The 23,847-nt window shown below is 51.9% G+C and carries 27 protein-coding genes and 2 tRNA genes; 16 read left to right on the forward strand and 13 right to left on the reverse strand.

Annotated elements, in window-relative coordinates:
* Positions 1-5: 5 nt before the first annotated feature.
* Entirely contained in the window at positions 6-128 is a 123-nt protein-coding gene (locus SynBIOSU31_RS07240) for a photosystem II protein Y (protein WP_067097253.1), read from the reverse strand.
* A 60-nt stretch (positions 129-188) separates the two neighbouring features.
* A complete protein-coding gene (locus SynBIOSU31_RS07245) occupies positions 189-722 on the reverse strand; it encodes a gamma carbonic anhydrase family protein (protein WP_186488805.1) in 534 nt (177 codons plus the stop codon).
* A gap of 198 nt (positions 723-920) precedes the next feature.
* On the opposite strand from SynBIOSU31_RS07245, the gene SynBIOSU31_RS07250 reads away from it, so the two are divergent.
* A tRNA-Lys gene (locus SynBIOSU31_RS07250) sits at positions 921-992 on the forward strand.
* A 56-nt stretch (positions 993-1,048) separates the two neighbouring features.
* Entirely contained in the window at positions 1,049-1,432 is a 384-nt protein-coding gene (locus tag SynBIOSU31_RS07255) for a response regulator (RefSeq protein ID WP_186488808.1), read from the forward strand.
* Between the two features lie 336 nt (positions 1,433-1,768).
* Here the strand turns inward: SynBIOSU31_RS07255 and SynBIOSU31_RS07260 are convergent, their stop codons facing one another.
* Positions 1,769-2,050 carry a hypothetical protein gene (locus SynBIOSU31_RS07260; protein WP_186488811.1) on the reverse strand — a complete coding sequence of 94 codons (282 nt, stop codon included), beginning with the start codon at positions 2,048-2,050 and terminating at the stop codon, positions 1,769-1,771.
* Between the two features lie 365 nt (positions 2,051-2,415).
* On the opposite strand from SynBIOSU31_RS07260, the gene SynBIOSU31_RS07265 reads away from it, so the two are divergent.
* Both SynBIOSU31_RS07265 and SynBIOSU31_RS07270 read left to right on the forward strand, forming a co-directional pair.
* Positions 2,416-2,583: a hypothetical protein gene (locus tag SynBIOSU31_RS07265; RefSeq protein WP_186488814.1), complete on the forward strand. Its 168-nt coding sequence runs from the start codon at positions 2,416-2,418 to the stop codon at positions 2,581-2,583.
* A gap of 393 nt (positions 2,584-2,976) precedes the next feature.
* Complete coding sequence (locus SynBIOSU31_RS07270; RefSeq protein ID WP_186488817.1) at positions 2,977-3,135, forward strand: hypothetical protein; 159 nt, start codon at positions 2,977-2,979, stop codon at positions 3,133-3,135.
* A 61-nt stretch (positions 3,136-3,196) separates the two neighbouring features.
* Here SynBIOSU31_RS07270 and SynBIOSU31_RS07275 read toward each other — a convergent pair whose 3' ends face one another.
* Positions 3,197-3,511, reverse strand: a complete 315-nt coding sequence (locus SynBIOSU31_RS07275) for a DUF2811 domain-containing protein (protein ID WP_186488820.1) — start codon at positions 3,509-3,511, stop codon at positions 3,197-3,199.
* 607 nt (positions 3,512-4,118) lie between these two features.
* Between SynBIOSU31_RS07275 and SynBIOSU31_RS07280 the strand changes: the two genes are divergently transcribed.
* From SynBIOSU31_RS07280 to SynBIOSU31_RS07295, 4 genes are all read left to right on the forward strand, one after another.
* Positions 4,119-4,880, forward strand: a complete 762-nt coding sequence (locus tag SynBIOSU31_RS07280) for a recombinase family protein (RefSeq protein ID WP_222930042.1) — start codon at positions 4,119-4,121, stop codon at positions 4,878-4,880.
* 391 nt (positions 4,881-5,271) lie between these two features.
* Positions 5,272-5,345, forward strand: a tRNA-Pro gene (locus SynBIOSU31_RS07285).
* Positions 5,346-5,990: 645 nt separating this feature from the next.
* On the forward strand, positions 5,991-6,695 hold the full coding sequence (locus tag SynBIOSU31_RS07290; protein WP_186488823.1) for an ROK family protein: 705 nt from the start codon (positions 5,991-5,993) through the stop codon (positions 6,693-6,695).
* Positions 6,696-7,133: 438 nt separating this feature from the next.
* Entirely contained in the window at positions 7,134-7,529 is a 396-nt protein-coding gene (locus tag SynBIOSU31_RS07295; protein ID WP_255477159.1) for a hypothetical protein, read from the forward strand.
* Here SynBIOSU31_RS07295 and SynBIOSU31_RS07300 read toward each other — a convergent pair.
* On the reverse strand, positions 7,513-7,725 hold the full coding sequence (locus SynBIOSU31_RS07300) for a hypothetical protein (protein ID WP_066906241.1): 213 nt from the start codon (positions 7,723-7,725) through the stop codon (positions 7,513-7,515). The two genes, SynBIOSU31_RS07295 and SynBIOSU31_RS07300, sit on opposite strands and share 17 nt — an antisense overlap.
* 299 nt (positions 7,726-8,024) lie before the next feature.
* On the opposite strand from SynBIOSU31_RS07300, the gene SynBIOSU31_RS07305 reads away from it, so the two are divergent.
* Positions 8,025-8,477 (forward strand): Fur family transcriptional regulator, encoded by a 453-nt coding sequence (locus SynBIOSU31_RS07305; protein WP_186488826.1) that lies wholly within the window; start codon positions 8,025-8,027, stop codon positions 8,475-8,477.
* 10 nt (positions 8,478-8,487) lie between these two features.
* On the opposite strand, the gene SynBIOSU31_RS07310 is transcribed toward SynBIOSU31_RS07305, so the two are convergent.
* Positions 8,488-8,976, reverse strand: a complete 489-nt coding sequence (locus tag SynBIOSU31_RS07310; protein ID WP_186488829.1) for a hypothetical protein — start codon at positions 8,974-8,976, stop codon at positions 8,488-8,490.
* Between the two features lie 16 nt (positions 8,977-8,992).
* On the opposite strand from SynBIOSU31_RS07310, the gene SynBIOSU31_RS07315 reads away from it, so the two are divergent.
* A complete protein-coding gene (locus tag SynBIOSU31_RS07315; protein ID WP_255477160.1) occupies positions 8,993-9,292 on the forward strand; it encodes a cell division protein SepF in 300 nt (99 codons plus the stop codon).
* Here the strand turns inward: SynBIOSU31_RS07315 and arsS are convergent.
* Together arsS and stpA are read right to left on the reverse strand one after the other, a co-directional pair.
* The gene (arsS, locus tag SynBIOSU31_RS07320) at positions 9,285-10,238 is read right to left on the reverse strand and encodes an arsenosugar biosynthesis radical SAM (seleno)protein ArsS (protein WP_186488833.1); all 954 of its coding nucleotides are present in this window, start codon (positions 10,236-10,238) and stop codon (positions 9,285-9,287) included. The genes SynBIOSU31_RS07315 and arsS overlap by 8 nt on opposite strands.
* A 96-nt stretch (positions 10,239-10,334) precedes the next feature.
* A complete protein-coding gene (stpA, locus tag SynBIOSU31_RS07325; RefSeq protein WP_186492915.1) occupies positions 10,335-11,567 on the reverse strand; it encodes a glucosylglycerol 3-phosphatase in 1,233 nt (410 codons plus the stop codon).
* Positions 11,568-12,257: 690 nt separating this feature from the next.
* Here stpA and SynBIOSU31_RS07330 point away from each other — a divergent pair.
* Positions 12,258-12,560 carry a SemiSWEET family sugar transporter gene (locus tag SynBIOSU31_RS07330; protein WP_186488836.1) on the forward strand — a complete coding sequence of 101 codons (303 nt, stop codon included), beginning with the start codon at positions 12,258-12,260 and terminating at the stop codon, positions 12,558-12,560.
* On the opposite strand, the gene SynBIOSU31_RS07335 is transcribed toward SynBIOSU31_RS07330, so the two are convergent.
* Complete coding sequence (locus SynBIOSU31_RS07335; protein WP_186488839.1) at positions 12,551-12,793, reverse strand: hypothetical protein; 243 nt, start codon at positions 12,791-12,793, stop codon at positions 12,551-12,553. The two genes, SynBIOSU31_RS07330 and SynBIOSU31_RS07335, sit on opposite strands and share 10 nt — an antisense overlap.
* A gap of 429 nt (positions 12,794-13,222) precedes the next feature.
* On the opposite strand from SynBIOSU31_RS07335, the gene SynBIOSU31_RS07340 reads away from it, so the two are divergent.
* A complete protein-coding gene (locus SynBIOSU31_RS07340) occupies positions 13,223-14,764 on the forward strand; it encodes a hypothetical protein (RefSeq protein ID WP_186488842.1) in 1,542 nt (513 codons plus the stop codon).
* A gap of 24 nt (positions 14,765-14,788) precedes the next feature.
* On the opposite strand, the gene SynBIOSU31_RS07345 is transcribed toward SynBIOSU31_RS07340, so the two are convergent.
* Entirely contained in the window at positions 14,789-17,452 is a 2,664-nt protein-coding gene (locus SynBIOSU31_RS07345) for an AAA family ATPase (RefSeq protein ID WP_186488845.1), read from the reverse strand.
* A complete protein-coding gene (locus tag SynBIOSU31_RS07350) occupies positions 17,443-18,612 on the reverse strand; it encodes a metallophosphoesterase family protein (RefSeq protein ID WP_370593608.1) in 1,170 nt (389 codons plus the stop codon). The genes SynBIOSU31_RS07345 and SynBIOSU31_RS07350 overlap by 10 nt, the downstream gene beginning before the upstream one ends.
* A gap of 99 nt (positions 18,613-18,711) precedes the next feature.
* On the opposite strand from SynBIOSU31_RS07350, the gene SynBIOSU31_RS07355 reads away from it, so the two are divergent.
* Complete coding sequence (locus tag SynBIOSU31_RS07355) at positions 18,712-19,854, forward strand: phosphotransferase enzyme family protein (protein WP_186492917.1); 1,143 nt, start codon at positions 18,712-18,714, stop codon at positions 19,852-19,854.
* Between the two features lie 106 nt (positions 19,855-19,960).
* Here the strand turns inward: SynBIOSU31_RS07355 and SynBIOSU31_RS07360 are convergent, their stop codons facing one another.
* Entirely contained in the window at positions 19,961-20,365 is a 405-nt protein-coding gene (locus SynBIOSU31_RS07360) for a hypothetical protein (protein ID WP_186488848.1), read from the reverse strand.
* Positions 20,366-20,667: 302 nt separating this feature from the next.
* Positions 20,668-21,291 carry a hypothetical protein gene (locus tag SynBIOSU31_RS07365; RefSeq protein WP_186488849.1) on the reverse strand — a complete coding sequence of 208 codons (624 nt, stop codon included), beginning with the start codon at positions 21,289-21,291 and terminating at the stop codon, positions 20,668-20,670.
* A gap of 147 nt (positions 21,292-21,438) precedes the next feature.
* Between SynBIOSU31_RS07365 and SynBIOSU31_RS07370 the strand changes: the two genes are divergently transcribed.
* The 3 genes from SynBIOSU31_RS07370 to SynBIOSU31_RS07380 all read left to right on the forward strand — a co-directional run bounded on the left by SynBIOSU31_RS07370 (position 21,439) and on the right by SynBIOSU31_RS07380 (position 23,809).
* Positions 21,439-22,026, forward strand: coding sequence for a DOMON-like domain-containing protein (locus SynBIOSU31_RS07370; RefSeq protein WP_186488850.1), 588 nt, complete (start codon positions 21,439-21,441; stop codon positions 22,024-22,026).
* A complete protein-coding gene (locus tag SynBIOSU31_RS07375) occupies positions 22,020-23,012 on the forward strand; it encodes a lytic transglycosylase domain-containing protein (protein WP_370593609.1) in 993 nt (330 codons plus the stop codon). Before SynBIOSU31_RS07370 ends, SynBIOSU31_RS07375 begins: the two co-directional genes overlap by 7 nt.
* 119 nt (positions 23,013-23,131) lie before the next feature.
* Positions 23,132-23,809, forward strand: a complete 678-nt coding sequence (locus tag SynBIOSU31_RS07380; RefSeq protein WP_186488851.1) for a hypothetical protein — start codon at positions 23,132-23,134, stop codon at positions 23,807-23,809.
* Positions 23,810-23,847: the final 38 nt, after the last annotated feature.

Genomic DNA, 23,847 nt, shown 5'->3' on the forward strand with positions numbered 1-23,847 from the left:
ATGACTCAAGCTTCCCCGCGCTTAAGCATCATCTGCAATTGACCGATAGCGGCACGGCTGATGTTGTAACCAGCCCAGCCCAGGGCAATCAGAATCGGAGCTGCCACAACGACGACGCGAAGATCCATGGTTTCTAGGGATGGTCGGGCGATCTTAATGAATGTCGGAGCAAGAAAGGCTCTAAAGGGTCAGTCCGTTTGGTTTTGCAGCATTTCAGCCCAGCCCGCAGCCAGTTGCGCATAGTTGACCGCGTGGTGCTTCTGCGCCAGAACTGCCGATTCGCTTTGTTCCCGCTTCACCTGAGCAGGAACCCCCGCCACCAGGCTGCGTGGGGGGACATCACGGGTCACAACAGCACCTGCAGCTACGAGAGCTCCTGCACCAACGGTGACGCCATTGAGGACGATCGCTCCGATTCCGATCAAACAACCGTCTTCGAGGATGGCTCCATGAACCACAGCACGGTGGCCGATGGTGACATCAGCTCCGATCAACACCGGCGATCCCGGATCGCCATGCAGAACAGCACCGTCCTGAACGTTGCTACGAGGGCCAATCACGATGGCCGACATGTCACCCCTGGCAACGGCAGTGGGCCAAAGACTGGCACCTGCTGCAATCTCAACATCGCCCATTACAACAGCGCTTTCAGCGACCCAGGCATGAGGATCAATCCGTGGGGAACCGATGTTCAACGTCTCTGGAGAAGACGAACCATTCATCAGTTCACAGTCCTGAACTCGTTGTGCTGATTCAAGCCGGTGAAACGAAGGACTGGCCAGAACAGGTACTCATGTTGATGTCAATTGAGGCGGACGTGGATTTGAGGTTGCTCGTAGACGCTGGTTCGTCAGGGTGATATTTTTCATAAGTGCTTGAAAGCACAGCCTGCTCCGGAACGTTTGCTCCGGCTTAAGGGAGGGTCGCTAGCTCAGCGGTAGAGCACTCGGCTTTTAACCGATTGGTCCTGAGTTCGAATCTCAGGCGACCCATTTCACCGATCACACAACGACCCATTCATGATGGGGGTCGCTGATCAAGGCTGACCATGGATGACAAACCACGGGTCGCTTTCGTCGATGACGACCCTCGTCTTCGCACTCTGATCGCCGAAGAGTTGTTTGATGAAGGCGTTCACCCTCTCGCTTGCAGTACAGGTCAGGAACTACTGGATTGCTTGAATCTTGAAAAAATTGATCTGATCCTTCTCGATCTGATGATGCCTGTCATGGATGGACTGACTTGTCTACGACATTTAAAAGAGAAAAAAACGAATATTCCAATCCTCGTCGTCACTGCCTTTAATGACGATGAGAAACGACAAGTATCGATGGAGAATGGCGCAGTTGACTACATCATCAAACCAGACCTATTTGAGCGACTGCCTGAGCTGCTGGATCGACATCTAAAAAAGCCACGGAATGTCAATTAGCAAGATTGAATCAGAGGAAAAGATATCGAGATTGCAAGTCCACATCTGAACTGAGAATTGTTACCTGACTCGAGGTCTGCGTACAGAACCTCCCATTCCCTCCACAAGAGCTAAACCAAGACTTACTCCATCGCAGTGAGTTGGCTCACGATGCTCTTCAAGCCGAGTAAATCGATCGAAAAGAAGGGAAGCATCACCCTTGAACGCTAATGCTGCAATCCCCTTTCAAGAAGGTCCATGTTGAAATCACGATCTACTTCGTTCTCTAGAGCTCAATGTGCTCGCGGCGAAATGTACTGATGACCAGCAGTCATCGACTAAGTACTACCAATGAAACTAATCAGAGTTTTTGCTAGACACTGGTGGTGCATCAATCTCTTTGATATAGATGAGTAACTCATTGAACTCAAAAGATTCACAGCCATTAATCTCAGCTTGATCTTCGTCAGTCCAAATGAGTTGCTTTGCGCATACAAATCTACTGTTCAGCTCTTCCGATGTCGTGATTGAGTACTCCATGGAAAGGAGCTCTATCAACTGATCAAGGTCATCTGAATCGAACTGATCAACTTCAGGAATTCGTTTTCGCACTGCGTCCTGCAGATTCAGCGCGGTCATCCTTTCAAGCGTCGTTTGGCTCTTCCAGCATGGCCAATTGCAATTGGTAGTGCCACCAAAAAGGAAGGCCGCCCTTCCGGATGGAAAGACGGCCTAACTCGCTCGTTTGTGCATTGTTCAACCCATCGCTTGTAGAGAAAGGAAGGGGTCGAAGCTTCTGGCTAGAGGCGCCCTGGGGCCATTGGCTCTAGGTGGGGGGTTGTGAACTCCTGGGGCACCTAGGGCGGTGCAAGCGGAGTGTCGATTGGCGTGGCGCACAAGTCATGCCCGCCAAAGGACCAACCCAGGTCATGGATGAGACTGTTGGAGCAGGGGCCAGAAGTCAGTCTGCTTCTGAGATCTGCTCAGGTGGAGTATCGGCCGTCATGGGCTCCTCCGATTCGTGGACTTACTCTCCACCCGCAGTGGCGGTCTTGCCATCGGTCAAATGGCGCATTGCCTTCATTGGCAAAACCTCCAATAGTGAGAACGGCGTGCCCAAGCTCAGTGATGTTGGCCGCACAAAGGATGTGGAGCGAAACCGGCTGGCCTGAACTGATTGTGCTGCGTTGAAGCTGAAAGGGGAAAACAGCCCAAGCGGGCATTGCAGAACGTCGGCTTATGAATGCTCTAAGAACCTATGAACAACAGATCGACGCCCATCAATTCGCTAGCCGTTGCACTTCTAGCGGTTGCTGTCATTGTTCTGGCGATGAATGAACCGCGTTGTGACTGCAAGAACGACATGCTGTCAACAGAAACACCAACCAGTCAGAAGGAATCGTCGCTTGGCCCTTTAAGAGCTGGACGACAGCGCGAGCTCCGCAAGTTTTGAACTCGTATGTTTGGCATTCATTCCCTGTGATCGGCTGATTGTGCTGAAACTATGGACGTTTCACGGATCGAATGGATAGCTGCTATCAATTGGATACAAAAGCCTTGCTGGGATGGCTGATTTCAAAATTCTTTTTCATCTTCGAGTTCAAGAACTAACTGCTGAAATTTCCGAGCAACATCCCTTTAAGGAGGGCTTAGATCCCAGAATCGGCGCTGCTATCGACAACCTCAAAAAGGCATCAGAGCAATTGCGACAAGCAAACATCTGAAGAGATTTCATTAACACCATCCGTGCTCACAAACCGACATACCTGGAACTCCCGAAAGCGGTCAGATTTTGCTCATTTGCTCGGCTTGATGTGGTGTAATTATCGGTCGAGTGAAAAGATCATCAAGGTAACGCTCAGTCACGGCTCTTTCGCTACATCCGTTCTGGTATAAAAATCCTGCCAATGCAGAACTCATCAGCTGACATTGATCCCAGCTGGGGTTTAGGCCAATGAACCCTTTCATCGCACTGAAAAGGACTTCAGGTATTTCAGACTCCATGCTCACCAATGGTGCCTGCTGTTCAGAGGGTGTTTGCAGTTCAGAGCCACCATCCAAAGATGGGTCTATGCAAAATTCCATTTGGTTGCGATCCATTCAGCCTTCGTACTACGGGCGTTCCACCACCACAAAGCCATGATTTCAGCCAAACGTCAAAGGACTCGCAGAATCAGCATAAATACTCAGTCTTAAACGAGACTCCTTGCCTGCTTTGCTTTTTGAGTTGCCACTTCGACTGAAGTACTTGTTTTTTTGGGAGAAGTGCTTTCTGTCAAGCAACGAAGGGCACTTAGACCAAAAACCACAGACTTTCTTTTCTCATTAGGTTTCTGGCGTTTTTCCTGTGGAAAACTCCTGCGAACTGGTGGAAAACAGTTCATTTTTTCCACAGGGAAGCAAGCCATTAGCAATGGCTTATTCCAGAAGAGCCTCACTAGACCCAACTAGAGCAAAGACAATTGAGAAACGAATCAGGCTGGGAACAGTGGGGAATGAATGTGCGGCTCGCTACATCTTTGCTTTGTCTCTCGGTGCAGGGTCAATCATCAAATGGCTCCGTTAGACCACTAATCCAGTGAGGTCACGGAGACTGACCGGCAGATCACAATTGTCAGTCATTCATATTTCTGAGCATTTTTGCTTTGACGATGAAGCTGCATGTGCAGATCTGAGTTCCTTTGTGATCGACGCGGATCCGTAAAACGTGCATTCGGTCACCAAGTCGATATTCCGTTACATGCTCTACGCGCGTCGTGTTCTGTTAATTTGTACAGGTTGTGCCTGTTACAACCCATTGGGGCTCTACGTCACCTACCTCCGTCTCAGCAAGCACAACCGCAGTAACAGGAATTACGGCCTCGAAGCACAGAGGCGTGATCTGGATATTTTTCTGGGAGCTTGCTGCCCTGATACCGCTGGTTGCGATGAAGTCGGAAGCTATTTAGAAATTCAATCAGAAGCAGACGATGATCGGCCTGAACTTAAAAAAGCCATCGTCCACTGCAGACATAAGGGGGCAACACTGCTTGTTGCCAAGCTGGATCGCTTAAGCCGCCGCGTCTCCTTCATTGCAGAACTGCTCGAGGTGAAGGGCCTCGAGTTCAAGGTCGCTTGTATGCCAAACGCAGATAAATTTCAGTTGCACATCTATGCGGGCCTGGCTGAGCAAGAACGTGAGTTCATCAGCCAACGCACCAAGGCCGGCCTTCAACGAGCAAAAGAGCGCGGCGTCTTGCTTGGAGGTATCAGGCCAGGTATCGAAAAGGCCAATGCTGCGCGGCGTTCTCAAGCAACTGAAGCGGCGGAAAAGCTGCGCGGCTTGCTTGCTCCGATGGTTGAACGTCGTGAGACCCTTCGGGCCATGGGAGAAGCCCTAGAGCAAGCGAAGATCCTGACCTCTAGCGGCAACAGCAAGTGGAACCCCGCGCAGGTCAGCAGGGTCGTCAAACGGCTTCAGCTTCCCTAACAAGCTTTCATCACAACAACTTGATGAGCTGCCCCGTTGATCAATGAAATGATGAAGCAGGTTAAGCACTCAATTATGTATCAGCTTGATCAATATTGATCAAACATTGAATGAATTAATCTCAAGTAAACTACACTCATCAATCTATTTATAGGCATTTAAATGTTATCGAAAAGCTTGATGTCCGAAGAGCAATTTCAATTGCATTGCTGAATAGAGATTACCCGCTGGACAGGAAAAGCGAGTGCTACATCAGATGGGACGATAAGTGGATGGCAGTGGGTAAAGGTTGCGCTAAGCGACCTCAAAGCACACCTGACTCAAAACCTGAAAGCCACTACAGCCTTCGCTTTATGCCAGATCCCCGTGAGCTACTACTATGTTCAGGTAACGGGGCGTGGCGCAGTTTGGTAGCGCGGGTGCTTTGGGAGCACTAGGTCGCAGGTTCGAATCCTGTCGCCCCGATTGATTAACAGGCCTCGAGCGCCAATGCCTTGGCATAAGTTTGAAGTACTCGGAGGGAGAGGCTTGGATAAGTTGCTGAAAATCATTGCCGTGCTTTGTGCACTTTCAGTGACTTTGGTTACAGGATCTTTGTATGTTCGGGGCATCCGAGATGACATGCGCGAACAGAAACAACTAAACCAGCGACTCAGAGGGATTTGCGGTCAAGCACAACAATCAGATTGGACTGAACCTCAGCGTTCTGAATTTCTCAAGAGACACTGTGGAGATCAATCGCTCTAAGAGCCTTTGCGACAATAAAAATCTGAACCTCTAAAACAGACGATCAACCTAGCAACTCATTCAATGAATTATATTTTCCATTGCATTCATCCTACGTGCAATATTATTCAGTAAATCTCAGGCGGAATAACATTAGCCAGAGAATTAATATAAAACTATTTCTTTGTCCAGGGCTTCGCACAAGCCAATCACTCATTTTCAAGTCCAGAATTTCGACTTTACTCTAGAATAATTTACTAGTAAGTTATTCGCACCCTCGAGTTCATGCAAGCCTCGACTTGCATCATAAATTGTCAGCGGCAATTAGCACCGTTGAAAAGTTGAGTTTTCATGCATAGAATGTTGTTAATAGATAGACTATGAATGGAGTCATCACCCAGCACCCTCTGCGTCGACATCGGAGGAACTGGGGTCAAGTTGATTGTTCTTGACTCCAAGGGATCGGAATTGTGTGACCGACAGCGTCAAGAAACCCCCCAACCAGCGACGCCAGAATCAATTCTCGAAGTCATCGAAGAGTTGACGAGCAAAGTGCCCCAATTTGAGCGTATTGCTGTTGGATTTCCTGGAGTTGTTCGCAATGGAATCATCGAAACCGCCGCAAACTTAGGCACTGACTGGCCAGGCATCAATCTTGCTGTTCAGCTTGAACAACGCTTTAACAAGCCAACTCGTGTTGCCAATGATGCCGATGTTCAGGGCTACGGATGTGTTTCTGGTGAGGGTGTTGAAATGGTGTTGACACTCGGCACAGGCATGGGATCAGCACTATTTGTTGATGGATGCTTAGTGCCAAATCTGGAACTTGCTCATCATCTATTTAAAAAAAGTAAGACCTATGAAGATTATGTTGGCAGAGCAGCCCTTGAAACTATTGGGAAAGCAAAATGGGTTAAGCGAGTTGAAAGGGTGATATCTACAACAAAACTTATCTGGAACTGGGATTTTTTACACTTAGGTGGTGGCAACAGCAAGCTCTTGAAAGATTCACAATTGTCCAGTGATGTGATTTTACACTCAAACAAAGCAGGTGTTTTAGGTGGATATTTCTTGTGGGAAAGCAATTGACTTTAAAATCATGATACAACATTAGATCTAATTTCTCTCCTCGCGGACTGTCACATTCATTCCAAAAGCGTTAATAGAAAAAATATATGATGCAAAACTTTCTGCGTATCAACGATTCGCTTCGATAATAATTACTTAGAACCACCTCATTGATATAGGTCAGTTCTCATTTTGTTCATCATCTCGAAGCTTTCTGCATCCAGTCGACGCTGATGGATCGTCACGTCTAACAGAGTGACAGCGCCACTTGGTTGTCGTTGCGGTGATGCCTATGGAAAGCTCGGCAGAGCTTTACATAGCGCAAAGTTCTTATTCATCCAATCTCGACGCTGAACTCAGCCACAACCACTGCAGTTGCGCCTTTCTCGCCAATGAAGTCGTTGAAGCAAGAGAAGCAAAGCAGGATCAACGCCAAAGCGTGGCTTCAGAAACAGATCCATGGCTATGCCTGACGAAACGGGCTCGGTTATGCGCTGGTTGCTGGTTTTTTCTGGACTCGTCATGTCCGGGATGTGGTTTGATCTGAAAGCGGAGCAACGGCCACCTGATCTTCAGGCAGGTCAATCGATTCTCGTTGTCGATCAGACACTGACATCCACAGGCTGGAATCCTGCGCCTGTGGGACGGGTGCGCACCTTTGAACAGAAGCAGGCGGGCAATCAGCTTTTGTCACTTGCGTCCTGCTCAGGAACAGGTGTCGGTTACTGCAGATATGACTACCAGCGGAGCGATAAACGGCTGGTGGTCGTGACGGTGCCAGCCAGTCAACCCGATCAGGCAGGACGCGTTGCCCGGTGGTGGTTGGAATCTTTGACCTTCAACCCAGAACATTGATCAGTCTCAGGGTTCCCCAGAGGTCAAACACACAAAAAATCAGACCAATCACGATTAGGTCCCAGGCACGATGACGCAGTGCCCAAGGGGCCAAAAAAACTTCGGCAACGCCGTGAAGTGCGGTTCCGAGCGCAATGTGCTCAAGCACCAGCAGGCCGTGGGCAAGCAGGAAAAGGCCGCTCGCAAAGAAGCGCATTAGCACCGTCCAGGAGACCGACACTCTTTTCAGCGAACGCAAAACAGCCTATAGGGTTTGCATGCCTGATCTTCAGCAAGCTGTTGAGGGTTGTTAAGGCCCATGTCAGATCAATTTCGCTGAATCGCTGCAGAGAACGCTGGGAAACACGCCCAATGTCCATTGATGTCCCAGCTGGACTGGATCTTCGTATCAGAGATCACGCTCACGACCAGCTAAAGGAGAAAACAACTCGTCAACGAGCACTGGTGATGAGTCTCAATAGTGCGTACTATTGAGAAACACTGCATTCCGTTTGCATGTCGCCTGCAACTACTTCTGCTGAAGCGACCGGAACTCTGAAGAAGGGTCTTCACCAGGATGGGCGACGTATGACGCCACAGAGGCGCCTGGTGCTTGACCTGTTCGAACAGATTGGCAGCGGAAGTCACCTCAGTGCAGAAGAGGTCCATCGTCAGCTTGTGGACAATCAATCCAAGGTTTCGCTTGCAACCATCTACCGCACCCTGCGTTTGTTAGTGGAGATGGACTTTTTGCAGGAGCTGGAGCTTAGAGATGGTGGCAGTCGGTTCGAGCTTGCAGATGCCGAACATATCCACCACCATCACCTCGTTTGCGTGCGCTGCGGACGAACCGAGGAATTTGAAAATGAGCCGGTTCTCCAGGCAGGTCGAGATGCCTGCAAACAGTTTGAATTTGAACTGATCGATTCCAGCCTGAACGTTCGTGGAATCTGTCCAGAGTGCCGCTGACTTGGTCTATCTAGTGATGGTCCATTGAATGCTCAGTGCAAGGCATCCAGTGACTTCCCATCGGATGAACTCCCTCACAGCCGATCAACCTGGCCTGTGCTTCAGCTTCAGCTTTGGTTGGAAAGGCCAGAAAGCGTGGATCATCCTTTGACTCAGCTCGGCTGTTGTGTTGATGGCTGTTGTGGTGATCGCTGGTGTGGTCCTGACTACCGCTACCGCCAATTTTGACCAAACCCATGCTCATCGGGCCAACGGTCCAGACCCCCATGGTGTTGGCTCCAATCGCCAGCAGACCCATTCCCACAATCGACAGATTGATGACGCCCATGGCGACGACACCGATGGACACCACACCCATCGGAACGATGCCAATACAGATCACACCCATCGGGACGATCCCAATTGACACGGTACCGAGCGGGGCGATTCCAATGGCCAAACGTTTGGGCTTACTGCCGCAGTGCGCTGGCGTCGAATTGGGTGGGGAGGATTTGGTCATCTCTGCATGGTGACGGTTGCTGCGCCTTTCCTCCAGCCTCGCCAGGCTGAGAGTAATGAATCAATTCACTCGAGAGCTAACACAGGAGCTGCTGGTGATCCGTGCGCGAGACGTCACAGAAGGGATCGCAGCTGTTTTGGCTGTTCGCAGTCACAAAACAGTGGTACTCGATCTCACCTCCATGGATAACGCCCAGGCGCAACGCACCGCTGATTTCGTCTCCGGTGGAGTGCAGGCCGTCGACGGTGAGGAACATCGCATTGGAGAACACGTGTTCTTGTTCACACCAGCGGGTGTTCAGGTGACTCTCAACTGAGCGAACCACCACAGCTAGACCCATTGCCAGCCGTACACCCAAAACAGTGCTCAGCCACAGCAATCGGCTGATCTATCAAACCATTCGCTGCGCTGAGTAGATCTGCAAGCTTTCGAGGTCCGTTGTTGGTTGCAAGATTGAGCTGTTGGTTGAAATCGCAGTCATAGAGATCACCGGTCCAGCTCACACTGATCAGACTTCGACACATGACCGCATGAATGTTTTCCGGCCGATGGGCTTCTCGCAGGGTTTGCTGGTAAGGCTCAAGCTGACCTTGATGCTGCAAATCTCTCGCAAAGCGCTGGATCGGCATGTTGGTGATCGTCAGCAAGTGGGAGAACGAAATTCCGTGCGTTGATGACAAGGCCTGCCGATATTGAGCTTCAAGTGGCTCCTGAGCCGGAGGAAGAGAAGGACCTGATGGGTTGAACACCAGATCAAGTTGCAATGGCGAACCGGGTTGGGCATACCCCAGCTGATTCAACTGCTTTAGACCTGCAATGCTGCGCTCGTAGACACCCTGGCCTCGCTGTAGATCCACCGTCTCCTTCTGGTAGCAGGGAAGAGAAGCAACCACCCTCACACCCATTGCTGCAAGGAATTCAGCTAGGTCCTCGTATCCGGGTTCGCTGAGGATCGTGAGGTTGCAGCGATCAATCACTTCCACACCAAGAGCTCTGGCCGCCGCAACAAGCTCACGAAACTGAGGATGCAGTTCTGGTGCACCGCCAGTGAGATCCAGACAGCGAAGATCAAGACAGGCGAGCACCTCTGGAATGAGATCAATCAGCTCCCCGTCCATCATTTCCTTCCTCCAGGGGCCAGCGTTCACATGACAGTGGCTGCAGGTCTGATTGCAGCGATAGCCGAGATTGACCTGCAGAGTGGTCAATTTGCTTCGGCGAACGGGGGGGAACCTCAGCGTTTCGGGAAAGGTTGATGTCAACGTCTTGGAGCGATCTGAAGCAATGGCCTGATTGGATTCTGACGAAACACACTCCGATCTAGGACAACACTGTTCAACCAACAACACACACCGCGATCAATCCGGCAGGGAGATTGATGGTGTCAGCTCGGTCCGAGCTTCCGACAAATTTATAAACCAGTTCACATAGCTATCAGGACCGCCAGGAATGCAAACGTCAAAATGCAGAGGGTCCTCAGGGTCACTGATCCCGGCTAGAGAGCCATCGGCTAACGACGGGCGGTCGACCTCTCCACCACTGCTGTCGACCAAGACAACCCGATTTGGACGTCCAAAACTGGATCCGAGATCCTGAAGGAGAGTGAGAAAGCCACGATCACTGCCTCCTCTCAGCCAGCCATCGCCAGACGGGTTGATTGTTGAAGTGACCGTGTCACCAACGCCGACAAGATGAGGCATCTGTTCACGCGGTATCCGTCGCTTGCAGAGAGAAAGCAGAGATGCGTTGTCTTGGGGTGCGGTTCTGACGTTGAATTCTTCACCGAGAGGTGCCGTGCCTGTGCGTGCTGCGATGTGGCGATTGATCAACACAAGCAGACCCGCTTCCTTGATCGCTCCTCGCAACATGAACTGGATATCTGTGCTGCCGACGTCTCCATTAACGGCTGGTTTGAGCCGTTCACAGCCAAGGGAGTCACGCCCGAGATTCGGCGCGACGTGCAGAAAAAAGGAGTCCTGAAGACCTTCTTCCACTGCTATCGCCATGAGTTGCTGCATCAGCGACTCCAGCATTGACTGCAATTGACGCTGACGGGCGACATCGTCGGGAATCCAACTGAACAGGCTGTTGAGATTGATGGTTGGTGACACCTGAGTATCGAGAACGGCCCGCTCGACCTCCACAGCAAGCTCCTCTTCGCCCAGTTCCGGCATTACAACAGGAAGCATGGAACACATCAGTACCTTCATCCGCCCCGGAACCGATGCCAGGAAGGTCATTTCAGCCTCACTCACTCCAGGATGTGTGAGGTTCCCAAGTTCGTCTTGCAGTTGCACTCCACCAGCAGCAAGCCCAGGGAGATAGAGCCCTTTTTTACGGGCTTTTGCGCTGTCACCGAGTGCTTTCTCAACAAGCCGATTCACGCCGCGATGACCTTCGTGTTCGCCATTGGTCAAAACCACAAAACTGCCTCGCATTCGCCCCGCGGCGCGGACATAACTCTCAGGAAGAATCCGAGTGAGTGGATCTTTGACAAGAGGCATGCAAACCCCGTCAAGGTCCTGCACGATCAGCAGATCAGGGCTAACGACCAGTTCCTGATGCAGTGAATCAAGGTCCATCCGAACCATGGTTGTCGCAATCTTGGTTCTCACCCTCCCATGCAGAGAAGGAATCGCCAATCAGTTGATAAAGAGACGTTGATCAACCTTCAGAAAGACCCACGACCAGCCTGAGCGGCGGCTAGCTGCTGCTGTGCTCAGCTCACAGCCAGAATCACAGAATTGTTGTTCTGGTTGAACTCAGGAACAGTTAATCTCAGAAAGGCGGTGGGAGGTCACTGAGATGAACTCTTAGAGCGCATTAAGCAACAGCCGAGCAAGGGAACAAACAAGCAGTAAAAAAATTGTGTGCTGTTTTCTTTTTGTCGCTTTCATTCTCGGCAAGACGAAGAAGAAATGCACCAGTTTCAAACAACTTTAGGGGAGTTCGAACATCAAGCACAACATCAATGTCGACCTATACAGAAAGCTTTCCACATGAATTGATTCCAAGTAAGTCCGCATGTCGATGCTACCCACAGAGAAGGCTTAGATTTACCAGATTGTCGTTGATCGCCTTCTCTTCGACGAACCAACTGGACATGCTCGCCCTTGTTCTTGTGAATAAACAAAATTCAAGGTGGTCTAAATGCCGAGATCATTTTTGAAAATGACATCCCAAAACACCAGTCTTTGATTCCTTGTGCCAGCTACACGTTCAGTCGGTCGGACTATCAAGCTATCCTTGAAGGCGAACATTGATCTATTCACATCCGCCAAATGACACTGGAATTGAGCTCTTCGGAAATATTTGGCTTTTCAGCAGCAACACTCTCCACAATTGCATTCCTGCCACAAGTGCTAAAGACCTGGAGGACACAGTCTGCAAAGGATGTTTCCTACGCTTTGTTGTTGACATTCAGTACAGGATGCCTCTGCTGGGTGATCTATGGATACCAGGTAGCCGCCAAACCTGTAATGATCGCAAATGCATTCACATTAACCTTAAATTTGATCATCTTGGCGATGAAAATCACCTTCGAGAACAACTTAAAACCCGCATCAAGACAGGATCAGCAGTAACCTCTTAAAATCTGAACCATATCTACAAGTTCATCAATTTGAATAGAGTCTCGCTTCTGATCATCAAGCAAAATCATTTCAAATCCATCCCAATTTTTAATTAGGTCAACTTCTACAAATTGACCATTCAATGTCATCCTGACATTCACTCCCCAATCGGCAGCATCCACCAAAAGACCTTCCAAAGCACCGATATCAGCACTTTCTAGAAGGGCACGAATCTCGCTCTCCATTTCAAGACTATTCATTAGCCAAAATTAAATTTAGAAAGTAGGCGTAGCAGCAAAGATAAACCATCTGTACCGCGATCTATCGAACAAAAGCAACAGTCTCTGAAACTATGGATGCCGCAGCAGCAATTGGCAACTTATGTTCAGTCTCCAAGGATGAATCACTCAACAGATTGATTGATCCATTCGAAGCCATTCCAATCAGCCGAAGTGTCAGGCATGAGATTGTCCGATTTGACAGCGAACGGCTTCGGGTCTGGCCATCAGAGATGCCCCCTCTGAGCTGACAGCAGATAATGGAACATGGCTGGAATTGAACAGGTTGATCCAACGGTTTGCTCAGACCTCTTGAACCTGCCAAAAACAGCGCTGTAACTCGGCTGCCATCCGAAGCCACCATCTTTCAATCACCTAGCCTTCTCTGTCATTGCAATGAGTCTCAGCACTGCAACATTGTTGAACTCAAACGGATTCTTTCCTCCCAGCCTGGATAAAGATCAGGTGCGTCAGCGGATCTGGGAGTTGGAGACAGGAAAGGTCGGCTTCTACAGCGTGGGGCTTTATCCCGCGTCCCTTGCCTACAACTGTGCCATGCAGCAGAAGGACGAGGACAATCTGCTGCTGGCACCCCGAGCCGAACGCGAGCTTCTCGGTGCGTTCACGCAGTCAGCCCTAGATGGCATGGACCCGAAGCATGTAGCCGTCATGGAACGGATGGGCAGCCACCAAGTTGAAGGTGATCGTCAACCCAACACCTTGGCTGACCTGCTCAGACGCTGTGAGCTGGTGGTACTCAGTGCCAACAGCAACCATGTTGAGGAAGACCTGATCAAAGCGATTGAACTCCGAGAACAATTGGGTCGGCAACATGTCGTCTTGGCCTGTTTGGCTGGATCATTCAGTCACGACAACCTGATCAATGAGTCTTATGTGCTTTGCGAGAAAGTCCCAAGCCTGGGCTTTTTCTCCGGTTTTCATCGCCATGGCGCCCTGCGTAATCCACTCGACAGTTTCACGGCAAACTTCTGCCATCCGAATGCACTGACTGCGCTCCTGGGAGCGCGAATGCTGGATCGACTGTCTCCGAACATCCAGGTTTCAGCTGGGGTTCACAACATCGAGGGGCAGTACATCAAGGCAGCGAAAAACATGTCGTCGGTCTTCGCTGGCTTTGGATACACCTATCACCAGGACAACCCTGGAGTTCTTCCGACTCTACTGACGCTTTTGTTGGACCAGTGCTTGGACCAAGCGGCAACCGTTTCCATGGCACGACGCAATCGCCAGAGGCTTTACAACCGTCAGCCCTTTGCACTGACGGAGCTCGGTTATGGCGTTCAGAGGATCGAAGCGGCTCTAGTCCGCGGGGGAGACATGGAGAAAGTGCGTGATCACACCTTTGCCCAACTCACAGCCATGGTGGCTGATGTACGCGGCAGCATGATGTTGCCGGTTTCCGGCACACCCACCCGTAATTTTCAGGTCGGACAGGTGTTGGCAGAGCACATGAGGGCTGAAAAGCGCTGCCCACAATCGATGGAAGAGCTAGAGAACTGGTGCGAACAAGCAGGTCTGCGCAAGGGAGGACTGGAAGGTCTCAAGTCATTGCGCTACTGGCCACAGATTGTGCGCAAATACGCCATTCCCGTACATGACGCATCAATGGTGAACTTGCTCTATATGGCCATCTATGGAAACGCAACGACCAAGAATGTGGCGTTTTCGGTGATGACCGAAAGCCGCGAGTTGTCCAATTACTGCCAGGAATCGGTGCGACCCACCCATAGCCGACGGTACGCAGAAGCACTCCAGAACCTCGATCAGCCTGAGGCGATGGACTTAATGGTGAATGCTGTGATTGCTGATAATGCTCGCCGCTTGATTCGGGATGACAATGGCATTGAGGAACAAGAGACAAGCGATGAACCCCCGGCCTATCTCAAAGCCATGAACGTGATCGAAAACGCACTCTGAAAATGGCCAACTGAATTTGGATGATCAGTGATGATCGAGATCGATCACTGAATCGGCAATCTCACGGTAGGGATCTGGGTCACAACTCAGCACAACGACTTGAAGGCCTAGATCAACGGCCTGCCGAAGCATGCTCCCAACAGCTTCAAGTCGAGAGGGATCGCTGTTCGTAAAAGCGTCATCGAATAACAAAGGCAGACAGCCGTCGTGGCCATCGCGTAAGGCCTCGGCGATCGCCAAACGAACAGCTGCGTTCAACTGCTCCTTGAGTCCTCCACTGAGTTGTGAGAACTCAAGACTTTGACCAGATCGCTGAAGCCGCAGATCCTTCAGGCCTTGGCTCGCGTCAAAGAGAAGCTCAGAGCTATCGCCAGGTTGCTGCAGAAACGGAGCAATGAAACGGTTGATGCTGGACCTCAGTGGTGATGAGTAGCGACGTGAAAGGTCAGCACGCGCGTCCTGAAATCGCTTGAGAAGCAGAACCCGTGACTCAACCAGCTGTTTTTCCTGTTCTTCTGCCTGCTGAGCGACATTAAGACGATTCGACGCTTCCTCCAGTTCGGCATGCAGTTCTCGACTGCCGAGGCGTTCGCAGCGCTCCAGCAATGAACCACGTTCACGGTTCAGATCCGTACGCTGACGATTGAACTTCAGCTCACGATCATCCAGTTCGACCAGGGAGGTTTCAACATCAGCACCAGCGGCGAGACCACAATCGCCACTTAGCTCGAGCAGTTGTTTCTGTAACAGCTCACATTGATGCGACAGCTTCTTGAAATCAGCGTCGATTGATGTCGCTGAACCGTGCCGTGACTCAATCTCGTGTTGTTGTTGAACCTGCTGGGCATGCCGTGCCTCATGTCGCTCCAGTCGAATCCGTAGTTCTTGAAGCTTCCTGGAAAGACTGGTCTGTTGCCCCTCGGCAAGCTCATAGTTAGCTCTCAGAGAGCGGACCCGTTCCTGGACCAATTGATAGGCCTGACGGCAGTCGTCCAATGCCTGCTCGAGATCATCTACCGCGGCAATCTCCGGATCATTTTGATGTTGTCGCAATGCGGCGAGTTGCTGATCGAGCTGTTCGAGGTCTTGATTCCCCTTCAGGTTGCCCTGCTGCTGTTCGTTGAGCTGGCGAAGACGTGCATCAAGAACGGCACGCTGCTGCTCAAGCTCTATGCGCTTCTGCAACAGGGCCTCTGCAGCTTCAATGCTGCTGACTCCCCACAGTTTGAGGCTTTGCTCCAACCTGGACTGACACAGCCTTCGATCTGCCAAAAGTGATGAAAGACCGGTCCCCTCACCGGGGCTGACCAGCAAATTGACTCCCTCACCCACCTCCAGTCGGAAGGCACCAGTCCTTTGAGCAACGTCGCCAGTCCCAAGCTGTTCACCATCCAGGCGCACAGTCATGTCGGAGGACTGCAGTTCAATCTTTGATGCCATGCTTTGCAGACGGATGTCCAGCTCACGAAGCTGTGATTGCTGAGCCTGCAGTGCAGCCAGAGCATTGGCATCACACCCCGGCAGACCCATCAGCTCTTGATTGAGCACAGATTGCTGATGTTCGAACTTGGCGCGTTGGTCTTTTTGACGACGAATGTCCTGGATGCGTTGTTGAAGCCGTTCCTGATCTTGACGACGTCGAAGAGCATGGCCGCGCTCTTCAAGCGCCTGACGCTTACGGTCGGAGTGTTCAAAAGCACGTCGTTGTTCAACGAGATTGCTGGATATTGTTTCGGCAGACTCGCTCATAACATTCAACTCCTGTCGATGCGCTTTCATCGCCGTTTCGACACTCTGTATCTCCTGAGTCAGACGGCTCAGAACACCGAGTTGCTGTTGCCATTGGGTCTGCTGAAGACGTAGTGGAGCGAGCCGTTGTTGCAAATCCTTGAGTGCCAGAAGCTGTCGACGTCGCTTCTGCACTTGCGGTGCAGTGCTCTCCAGCTGATCAAGAGCCTGCTCATTGGCATCAAGATCGATGCAAGCTGCTTCATAGCTGAGCAGTCGCTCCTGCGCCTCGGCTTGTTGCTCTGAAGCTTGTTGAAGATCCTGACGGCGTTTCCAGAGTTCACTGTTCTGTTTAACGCCCCGACTAGTGAGGCTTGAGGCCACAAGTTGTTCCAGCTGGTTGTAGACCTGCTGATCCATCGGCGACTGAAGTGACTGCTCAGCCTGTCCCTCCAGAGCAGTGATCAATCCCTTGAGGTCGTAGTGCTCGCCGCTGAGATCCAGCAGGTTTCGACCAGCTAGCCCTTGCATCACCCAGAGGTGAGCCCAGCGGGTAGGAAGAACACGGTTCACCTGACGGCTACCGATGATCTCATCGACACCTAAAAGAACGGCCAGTTGATCTTCAGCATCACCACCAAGCAAAGCCTCCTGACCAGCTCGGCTGAGGCGGCTTGTCCCACCGGATCCACTGAAGCATTTCAACAGCGACCAACTGTGCCCAGCGGCCTCAAAATCGATCTCCACCTGGGGATGGCCTGCATGGGTGGCAGAGCGGAGATCACGAATTGCGGCTCCCGTGGCCGAAGCACGCAGAAACAACGTCCTGTGCATCGCCTCCACAAGCGAGCTTTTACCGGATTCATTGGCACCTCCAATCAAGGTCAATCCAGGAGCGAACGACAGCTCGAGAGTTCGATGCCGGCGAACGCTTTCCAGTCGGCAACGAATTAGGCGCATGAATCCGTTGCAGATGAATCCGTTGCGCAAAGACGATGTAACTCGATCAAAGCCTGCTCAACCAGAGGATCAGCACTGCTCCGAAGCTCGTCCTGAAGACCTGCAGCAATTGTGCTGACCAGAGGGCTATCCATCCGAAGCAGTAGCTCATCCCTCTCCTGAGCTGTTGGTTGACGGTGCAACTTGCCTCGCAGCCGCAGGTGGAGAAGCTGTTGTCCGAGCAACGCCAAACGATCTTCCAGATGAAGGTGCCCCTGGAGACCCAGTTGTCCATTGAGTTCAAGCCGCATCAAATCGCGCCCCACGCGACTGCCGACCGCCTCAACAAGCTGTTGCTCGAGACGGGCCAGATCGGCATCGCCGTTCAGCGTCATGGTGATCCGATGCCAGTGCAGGCGACCGGTAGGTTTCACCCTGACCATCGGCGGCTGAGCCCTCTCCACATCAATCACAAGAACCTGAGACCTCATGTCATCGGTCCCAGTCGGGAAACGATCGGGTTCTGGTGTCCCGCTGTACCAGGTTCTGCGGTCAATCTCCATAAGCGCATGCCAGTCGCCAAGAGCGATGTAATCGATTTGATCGCGGGGAAGGGGATCAAGGCATAGCTGATTGACCTGGCCATCACCACCGAAACCTTGCACGGAGCCATGGGCCAGAACAACTCGAGGGTTCACCGGATCAAGGTCCGTCCAGTTGAGCTGATCAAGCCAGCGCGACGGACTCTGGCTGTCCCGCTGTCGTTGCAAGGGGCATGGCAGCAGTGTGATCCCCGCAACAACGACCGGTTCCGGCTTAAGCAGCAATTGAAGATTGCCAGCACGCTGCTGCATCTGCCGGCGAAGATCTTCTCGCCTCCAGATTCCACCGGCTCCTCCGTGATCATGATTGCCAGGAATCACGACGACAGGTGATGGGATCGATCCAACCGCTTCCAGCACCTCCATGACCATCGCGGCAGCCACGGTGCTCGAGTCGAATAGGTCTCCCGCCACAAGTACAACGTCCACTTGTTCCTGGCGGGCCACCTCAGCAATCCTCAGAACCGCATCGACACGCTCCTGCTGCAGCCGTGACTGTTTTTGGGAATTTTCAATCCAGCGATAGGGCTTACCGATCTGCCAGTCAGCTGTGTGAAGGATGCGTGGCACTAGTGCCATTCAGATAACGAACTCCATGCTGCCGCCTTCCCGCCTGATTTTCCGCACACTCATTGCTGGCAAAGGGTCAGGAAGACGGCATGTTGCGCCATGAGACCCATGCGATTCAACGTGTCCACCCCGTTCTCCAGTTCCAATTCGATCCTGGGGACTATTGCAGGCTTGTTCCATCCCCGGGAACAGATCGACAGGATTAGCCAGCTTGGGTCAGGAAATGTCAATGACACGTTTTTAGTCACACTGAATCGGAGTTCATCACGATCAGCTTTCGTGATGCAGCGTTTGAACACTGAAGTGTTTGAACAACCTGAATTGGTAATGAGCAATCTGCTGAAACTGGGCAACCACGTAGAACAGCGTCTAGCGCAACAACCACCGGAACTCTTGGGTCGACGCTGGGAGGTCCCCAAAGTTCTGCCAACACTGGATGCCGATGGCCATTGGGTAGAACATCAAGGTGAGTTCTGGCGGTCCATCACCCATATCGGCGCAGCCACCACTACCGACGTCATCCAAGACGATATGCATGCCCGTGAGCTTGGTTACGGCTTGGGCATGTTTCATCATCTGATTAGTGATCTAGCCACTGAGGAATTGGCAGACACGATTGAAAACTTCCACATCGCGCCGGCCTACCTAGCTGAATTTGACCTGGTGTTCTCTAGATCGAATGGTCAAAACAGCCACCGAATTACTGAGGCCGCCTCCTTCATCGAAGAACGAAGGAATGGGATTGATGTACTTGAACGGGCCTGTGCAAGAGGTGAGCTGAAACGACGACCGATCCATGGAGATCCGAAGATCAATAACGTGATGATGGATAACGTCTCCGGACAGGCCGTCGGCCTGATCGATCTTGATACGGTGAAACCAGGACTGGTTCATTACGACATCGGCGACTGTCTGCGTTCCTGCTGCAACAGATTGGGCGAAGAGACTGTCGATGCCCAAAAGGTCAGCTTTGATCTCAAACTTTGCCGCGCGATCCTTGAGGGATATCTGTCCATCGGCCGATCATTCCTCTCGCCAGAGGATTTCCGCTACCTGCCTGACTGCATTCGCCTGATTCCTCTTGAGCTTGGAATCCGCTTTCTCACAGATCATCTGTCGGGAGACCGCTACTTCCGGACATCAAGGCCGCAGCACAATCTCGACCGCGCTGAGGTTCAGTTTGCGCTCACCCGCTCGATCGAAAATCAGTGGAAAGACCTAAAAGGCCTGGTCGAAGAGCTGTCGTCATAACGCTAATTAACAAGAACATGTACTGAGTGACTGAAGAGATACGACATTTGCCATCCCCTCCCAGAATGAAAACACGTGATATAAGAGTGACCTAGAAAAATAAGCGTCAGACACAGACATCAGGCTTCGGGATACTGATGTTGTATTGCTTGGAAATTTGCATAGAGATTGTGGCGATCGCTTGCTGAGCAATAAGATCCGCATATTGAGTGATTTCATTATTGAATTCAGGAATAAAAACTTCAGAATCCTGAGGGGCTGAGGATGACATCAGCTTGAGTCGCTCGCGATCTTCCTCTGAACAATGATTAAGCACAATCTCTACAGCTGCTGAAATCAACCCCTCCCTGGCTTGTCTGTAGCGAGGCGCACGATCGTTCTGACCAGCATCCTTTGGCATTTTGTGATCCTTGATTGACATTAGCTTGACAGTCTCAAAACGCAGATTGGCAGTGAAGCTCAGGGATATTATGAAGAGTTTTATATGCTCAAAATATTCGCTCTGATCCACCAGCCCCCCGTGCCAATCGGGTTGGCGGTGGCAATGAACATTAGACCGCTGTCAGATTAGTCATCCGCATTGATAAGCGACCGCGGAGCACTACAAGGGCGACTGCCGCCAAGCTTAGTCATGGCTCTACCCTTCTAAGTCACGCGCCTGTGAAAACTAAGTTACACAGAAGATGCCCATGAATGGCGGATCGACTGATGATGCAGAAGAATGAGATCGCCCGCATTTGCGAACCTGCAGCGAAAGGAATTGCGAGCCAAGACTTCCACCATGCCTTTGCCGATGCCTTCAATTCAATTCGATCAAACTTGAGGGTCTGGTTCTTGTTCGTCATTTAATTCTTGTTCATCATCGTCGTCCTGAGGGTTGGCTAGTTCCAACTGATGGCGCGTGAGCTCAACGGAACAGGATTCGATCAGATCAGCGGCAAGGTCTTGCTCTTCTCCCTCAAGCCGCAGGTCCTGAGAGATCGGCGCTTCTGGGCAACTGATGGCGGCAACCTGCTGCAAAGCGTTGGTGATGGCAGACAGGTCGTTTTGCCAGGTGACGGCTAAACCTTCGATCTCCGCGAGCACTTCAGGGCTGGCAGCTTTGATGCCAGAAGCAGCATTAATTCGCGCAGCAATGCGCCGCTCATCCCAGACGGAAGCACCGACAAGGTGAGCGGCATGAAGCGTGGCCAGAGAGCTGATGGCTTCGGCCTTGAGGGTTTTGACCGAACGGCTAATGACACGTTGATCAAGCGATAGCGGTTCAACCGAAGGCAGATCCGCAGCATCTGCCGAAGCCGCAACGGTGAGGTGGTCACCTTTCTCTAATGGCTTCAAAACCTCTGGCAACTCATCGAATTCATCGGGATTCACAGGTGGCGCGATGCGGCAGGCAGCTCGAATCAGCAGATCGGCAAAACGTTCTCTCAGGCTCATGTCTTGTCAGCTCCACCTGGTTCCATTCTGATTCTGCTCCTAGTCTGCAAATCTCAACAGGCCGGACTTCACCACTCAACAGTGACGACGAGGCAAGCCATCAGGCACAGAGCTCAGGGCAAAACAGCCTGGACTGGGATCTAAGCAATGGGACGACACCCTGTGATGGTGAGGCAAGTCTGCCCACTGATTCCCTTTGAGCGTGATCAGTCTCCAGCGGTGCTCGCCATGGCGGAGTTTGTTTGGAACGAAAACGCCCCCTTTGAACTGAGTTTCAGTCTTTGCCCGGAGAAGTTCGAAAGCTCTGTCGAAAGCTCGATGGATTGCCTCACCTTCAACAGCGGCACGCCAAAGAACTCAGCGCAGAGATTGGACAACCTCTGGAGGCATACTTGCTTCGAAGCCTTTCTTGCTTGTCCTGGCGCAGAAGAGTACTGGGAGCTGAATGTTGCGCCAAACGGAGACTGGAATCTCTATCAATTCAGCAGTTACCGCACGGGTGGCATGGCAGAACCGCTGGCGGAGCCCCCTGAAGTGAACTTCAGCCTCGATCATGTTGGTTGCCGCTGCACGATTCAGATCCCACTCAAGCCTTGGTGGAAGCACACGGAGCTTCCTGAAATTGCACTGACAATGGTTTTGGAAGACCAAAGTGGTTGCCTGAGTTATTGGGCGATGACCCACCCGGAAGACAAGCCAGACTTCCATGACCGAAGGGGTTTTCTGCAGTGGTGATCGATCGTTTACCGATCTCCAGGGTTTGGATTCGGTGTCTCTTAAGCATCCCTGTACTGCTCAGTCCGATCACGGTGGCCTGCAAGACGGTGGAAACCGTCGAGACAGCTGGAGAAGAGGTGCAGACCAACGCTGCAACCCCGGAGCTGCCAAACCAAGCAGGCCTGCCCGTTGCTCCAAATGGTCGGAGCTATCCGTTGGTGCCAAACGAACCCAGTGACATCGCCGCGCTCATTGATGGCATCGAGGCTGCTTTGGTCACTCCGCAGTTGGCTGAACGAGAACTCACAACGCTGGCCCATCAGCAACAGGTGATCTACAGAGTTCTCTCCAAACGCCCACTACTAAGTCAAGACGTTCGCTCGCGATTGGATCCCCGCTGGCGCTGGGTCTTTGATCAACACATCGCAGCCCGCAGAGAATTCCTGGCGATGCACCGAGGGCCTGCTTCGTCCACATTGCCTGCCTGGAGAATCATCACTCCGGCACCAGCAGATCAATTACTCGAGGCTTATCGCAGTGCTTCCGCAGCGACAGGGATTGACTGGACCGTTTTGGCCGCAGTGAATCTCGTGGAAACGGGGATGGGGAGAATCGATGGCGTCTCTATTGCCAATGCGCAAGGGCCGATGCAATTTCTACCCACCACCTGGAGCGAGCCTGGTATCGGGAATGGCGGCAATATCCGTGACCCATGGGATTCGATCCATGCTGCTGCGCGCTATCTGGTGAGACGAGGAGGTCTTGAGGACATCCGCAGTGGCTTGTGGGGTTACAACAACAGCGACCACTACGGGAGAGCCGTGCTGCATTACGCGGCATTACTGAAGAAAGAACCACTGACCTATCGGGCTTTTCACCAATGGCAGATTCATTACGCCTCCTCTGCTGGTGACCTCTGGTTGCATGAGGGGTATGCGCAACAACAATCCATTGCGGTCGACAGTTATCTACGACAAAACCGCCACAGCGTTCCGCCGATATGAGGGCATCAGCCGCGAAACAGAACGCAAATCTTGGTTGAAGAGGATGCAGCAGTGGCCATCACCCCTGGTCTTTCTTCGTCCGGCATCTACGCTTCAGAGATCAGGACTTATCAAGCTGCGTGGCAAAAGAACTCACCCATCGCGCCGATGAACTGGCTGGTCTCGGCTGGTCTGCTGACGACGTGAATCGCTACGCCGAACTATGGGAGTACCGGCAGCGCTGGGGAGCCATGAATCTGGAGCGGGAAGATCGTCTTTTTCTTCGCAAAGCCGAAGCTGCGCTGCCTGTATTGGCAACCGGCAAAGCAACTATCAAAAAGAGCACACAAGACAAGTCTTATTACCGCTGGCTGCGCTTTCACCTGGATGCCATGAATACGGCCCAGGCGCAGATGGAACTAGCTGAAGGATCCCAGGGGGCGTGGGCGATTCTTCTAGAAGAAGAGCTGCGACTTCTTGATCACTATCAGCCGGTTCTAGGTCTTCCAGACACGATTAAAGCCAAGAAGTTTGATGCCTTCCGAGAGCAGATGGCTGAACAAGCCGCTTCACTGGCGAGCGAAGACATGCAGCTTCGCAGCCATGATTTTCAGGCCGCATTGGCGGAACTGAAAGAGAAGGAGAACAGCAAGTGGCGCCATCTGCGTGAAACCAGTGGTGAACAGCCCTATCCGGTGTTGCTTAGCGGAACGGTCGACAGCTTTCGCAACGAGGTTCGCAGCAGTTTCACACCACTGCTTCGTCAGACCCTTCCCTCGCTTGCGGAGACTGACAGGCCTGATCCAGACGATGTCTGAAGTCGCTCGATCGCTTCACCGCTAGAAAGAAGTGACTT

Source organism: Synechococcus sp. BIOS-U3-1, assembly GCF_014279975.1.
In the GTDB taxonomy this organism is placed as follows: domain Bacteria; phylum Cyanobacteriota; class Cyanobacteriia; order PCC-6307; family Cyanobiaceae; genus Synechococcus_C.

Coding starts and splice junctions, on each gene's coding strand:
- SynBIOSU31_RS07245 (WP_186488805.1), bottom strand. CDS start 722: ATGAATGGTTCGTCTTCTCCAGAGACGTTGAACATCGGTTCCCCACGG.
- SynBIOSU31_RS07365 (WP_186488849.1), bottom strand. CDS start 21,291: ATGAGCCTGAGAGAACGTTTTGCCGATCTGCTGATTCGAGCTGCCTGC.
- SynBIOSU31_RS07300 (WP_066906241.1), bottom strand. CDS start 7,725: ATGCGCTTCTTTGCGAGCGGCCTTTTCCTGCTTGCCCACGGCCTGCTG.
- stpA (WP_186492915.1), bottom strand. CDS start 11,567: ATGGTTCGGATGGACCTTGATTCACTGCATCAGGAACTGGTCGTTAGC.
- SynBIOSU31_RS07345 (WP_186488845.1), bottom strand. CDS start 17,452: ATGCGCCTAATTCGTTGCCGACTGGAAAGCGTTCGCCGGCATCGAACT.
- SynBIOSU31_RS07355 (WP_186492917.1), top strand. CDS start 18,712: ATGCGATTCAACGTGTCCACCCCGTTCTCCAGTTCCAATTCGATCCTG.
- SynBIOSU31_RS07240 (WP_067097253.1), bottom strand. CDS start 128: ATGGATCTTCGCGTCGTCGTTGTGGCAGCTCCGATTCTGATTGCCCTG.
- SynBIOSU31_RS07290 (WP_186488823.1), top strand. CDS start 5,991: ATGGAGTCATCACCCAGCACCCTCTGCGTCGACATCGGAGGAACTGGG.
- SynBIOSU31_RS07295 (WP_255477159.1), top strand. CDS start 7,134: ATGGCTATGCCTGACGAAACGGGCTCGGTTATGCGCTGGTTGCTGGTT.
- SynBIOSU31_RS07305 (WP_186488826.1), top strand. CDS start 8,025: ATGTCGCCTGCAACTACTTCTGCTGAAGCGACCGGAACTCTGAAGAAG.
- SynBIOSU31_RS07330 (WP_186488836.1), top strand. CDS start 12,258: ATGACACTGGAATTGAGCTCTTCGGAAATATTTGGCTTTTCAGCAGCA.
- SynBIOSU31_RS07335 (WP_186488839.1), bottom strand. CDS start 12,793: ATGGAGAGCGAGATTCGTGCCCTTCTAGAAAGTGCTGATATCGGTGCT.
- SynBIOSU31_RS07275 (WP_186488820.1), bottom strand. CDS start 3,511: ATGGATCGCAACCAAATGGAATTTTGCATAGACCCATCTTTGGATGGT.
- SynBIOSU31_RS07255 (WP_186488808.1), top strand. CDS start 1,049: ATGGATGACAAACCACGGGTCGCTTTCGTCGATGACGACCCTCGTCTT.
- SynBIOSU31_RS07350 (WP_370593608.1), bottom strand. CDS start 18,612: ATGGCACTAGTGCCACGCATCCTTCACACAGCTGACTGGCAGATCGGT.
- SynBIOSU31_RS07310 (WP_186488829.1), bottom strand. CDS start 8,976: ATGACCAAATCCTCCCCACCCAATTCGACGCCAGCGCACTGCGGCAGT.
- SynBIOSU31_RS07370 (WP_186488850.1), top strand. CDS start 21,439: ATGGGACGACACCCTGTGATGGTGAGGCAAGTCTGCCCACTGATTCCC.
- SynBIOSU31_RS07270 (WP_186488817.1), top strand. CDS start 2,977: ATGGCTGATTTCAAAATTCTTTTTCATCTTCGAGTTCAAGAACTAACT.
- SynBIOSU31_RS07340 (WP_186488842.1), top strand. CDS start 13,223: ATGAGTCTCAGCACTGCAACATTGTTGAACTCAAACGGATTCTTTCCT.
- SynBIOSU31_RS07260 (WP_186488811.1), bottom strand. CDS start 2,050: ATGACCGCGCTGAATCTGCAGGACGCAGTGCGAAAACGAATTCCTGAA.
- SynBIOSU31_RS07265 (WP_186488814.1), top strand. CDS start 2,416: ATGGGCTCCTCCGATTCGTGGACTTACTCTCCACCCGCAGTGGCGGTC.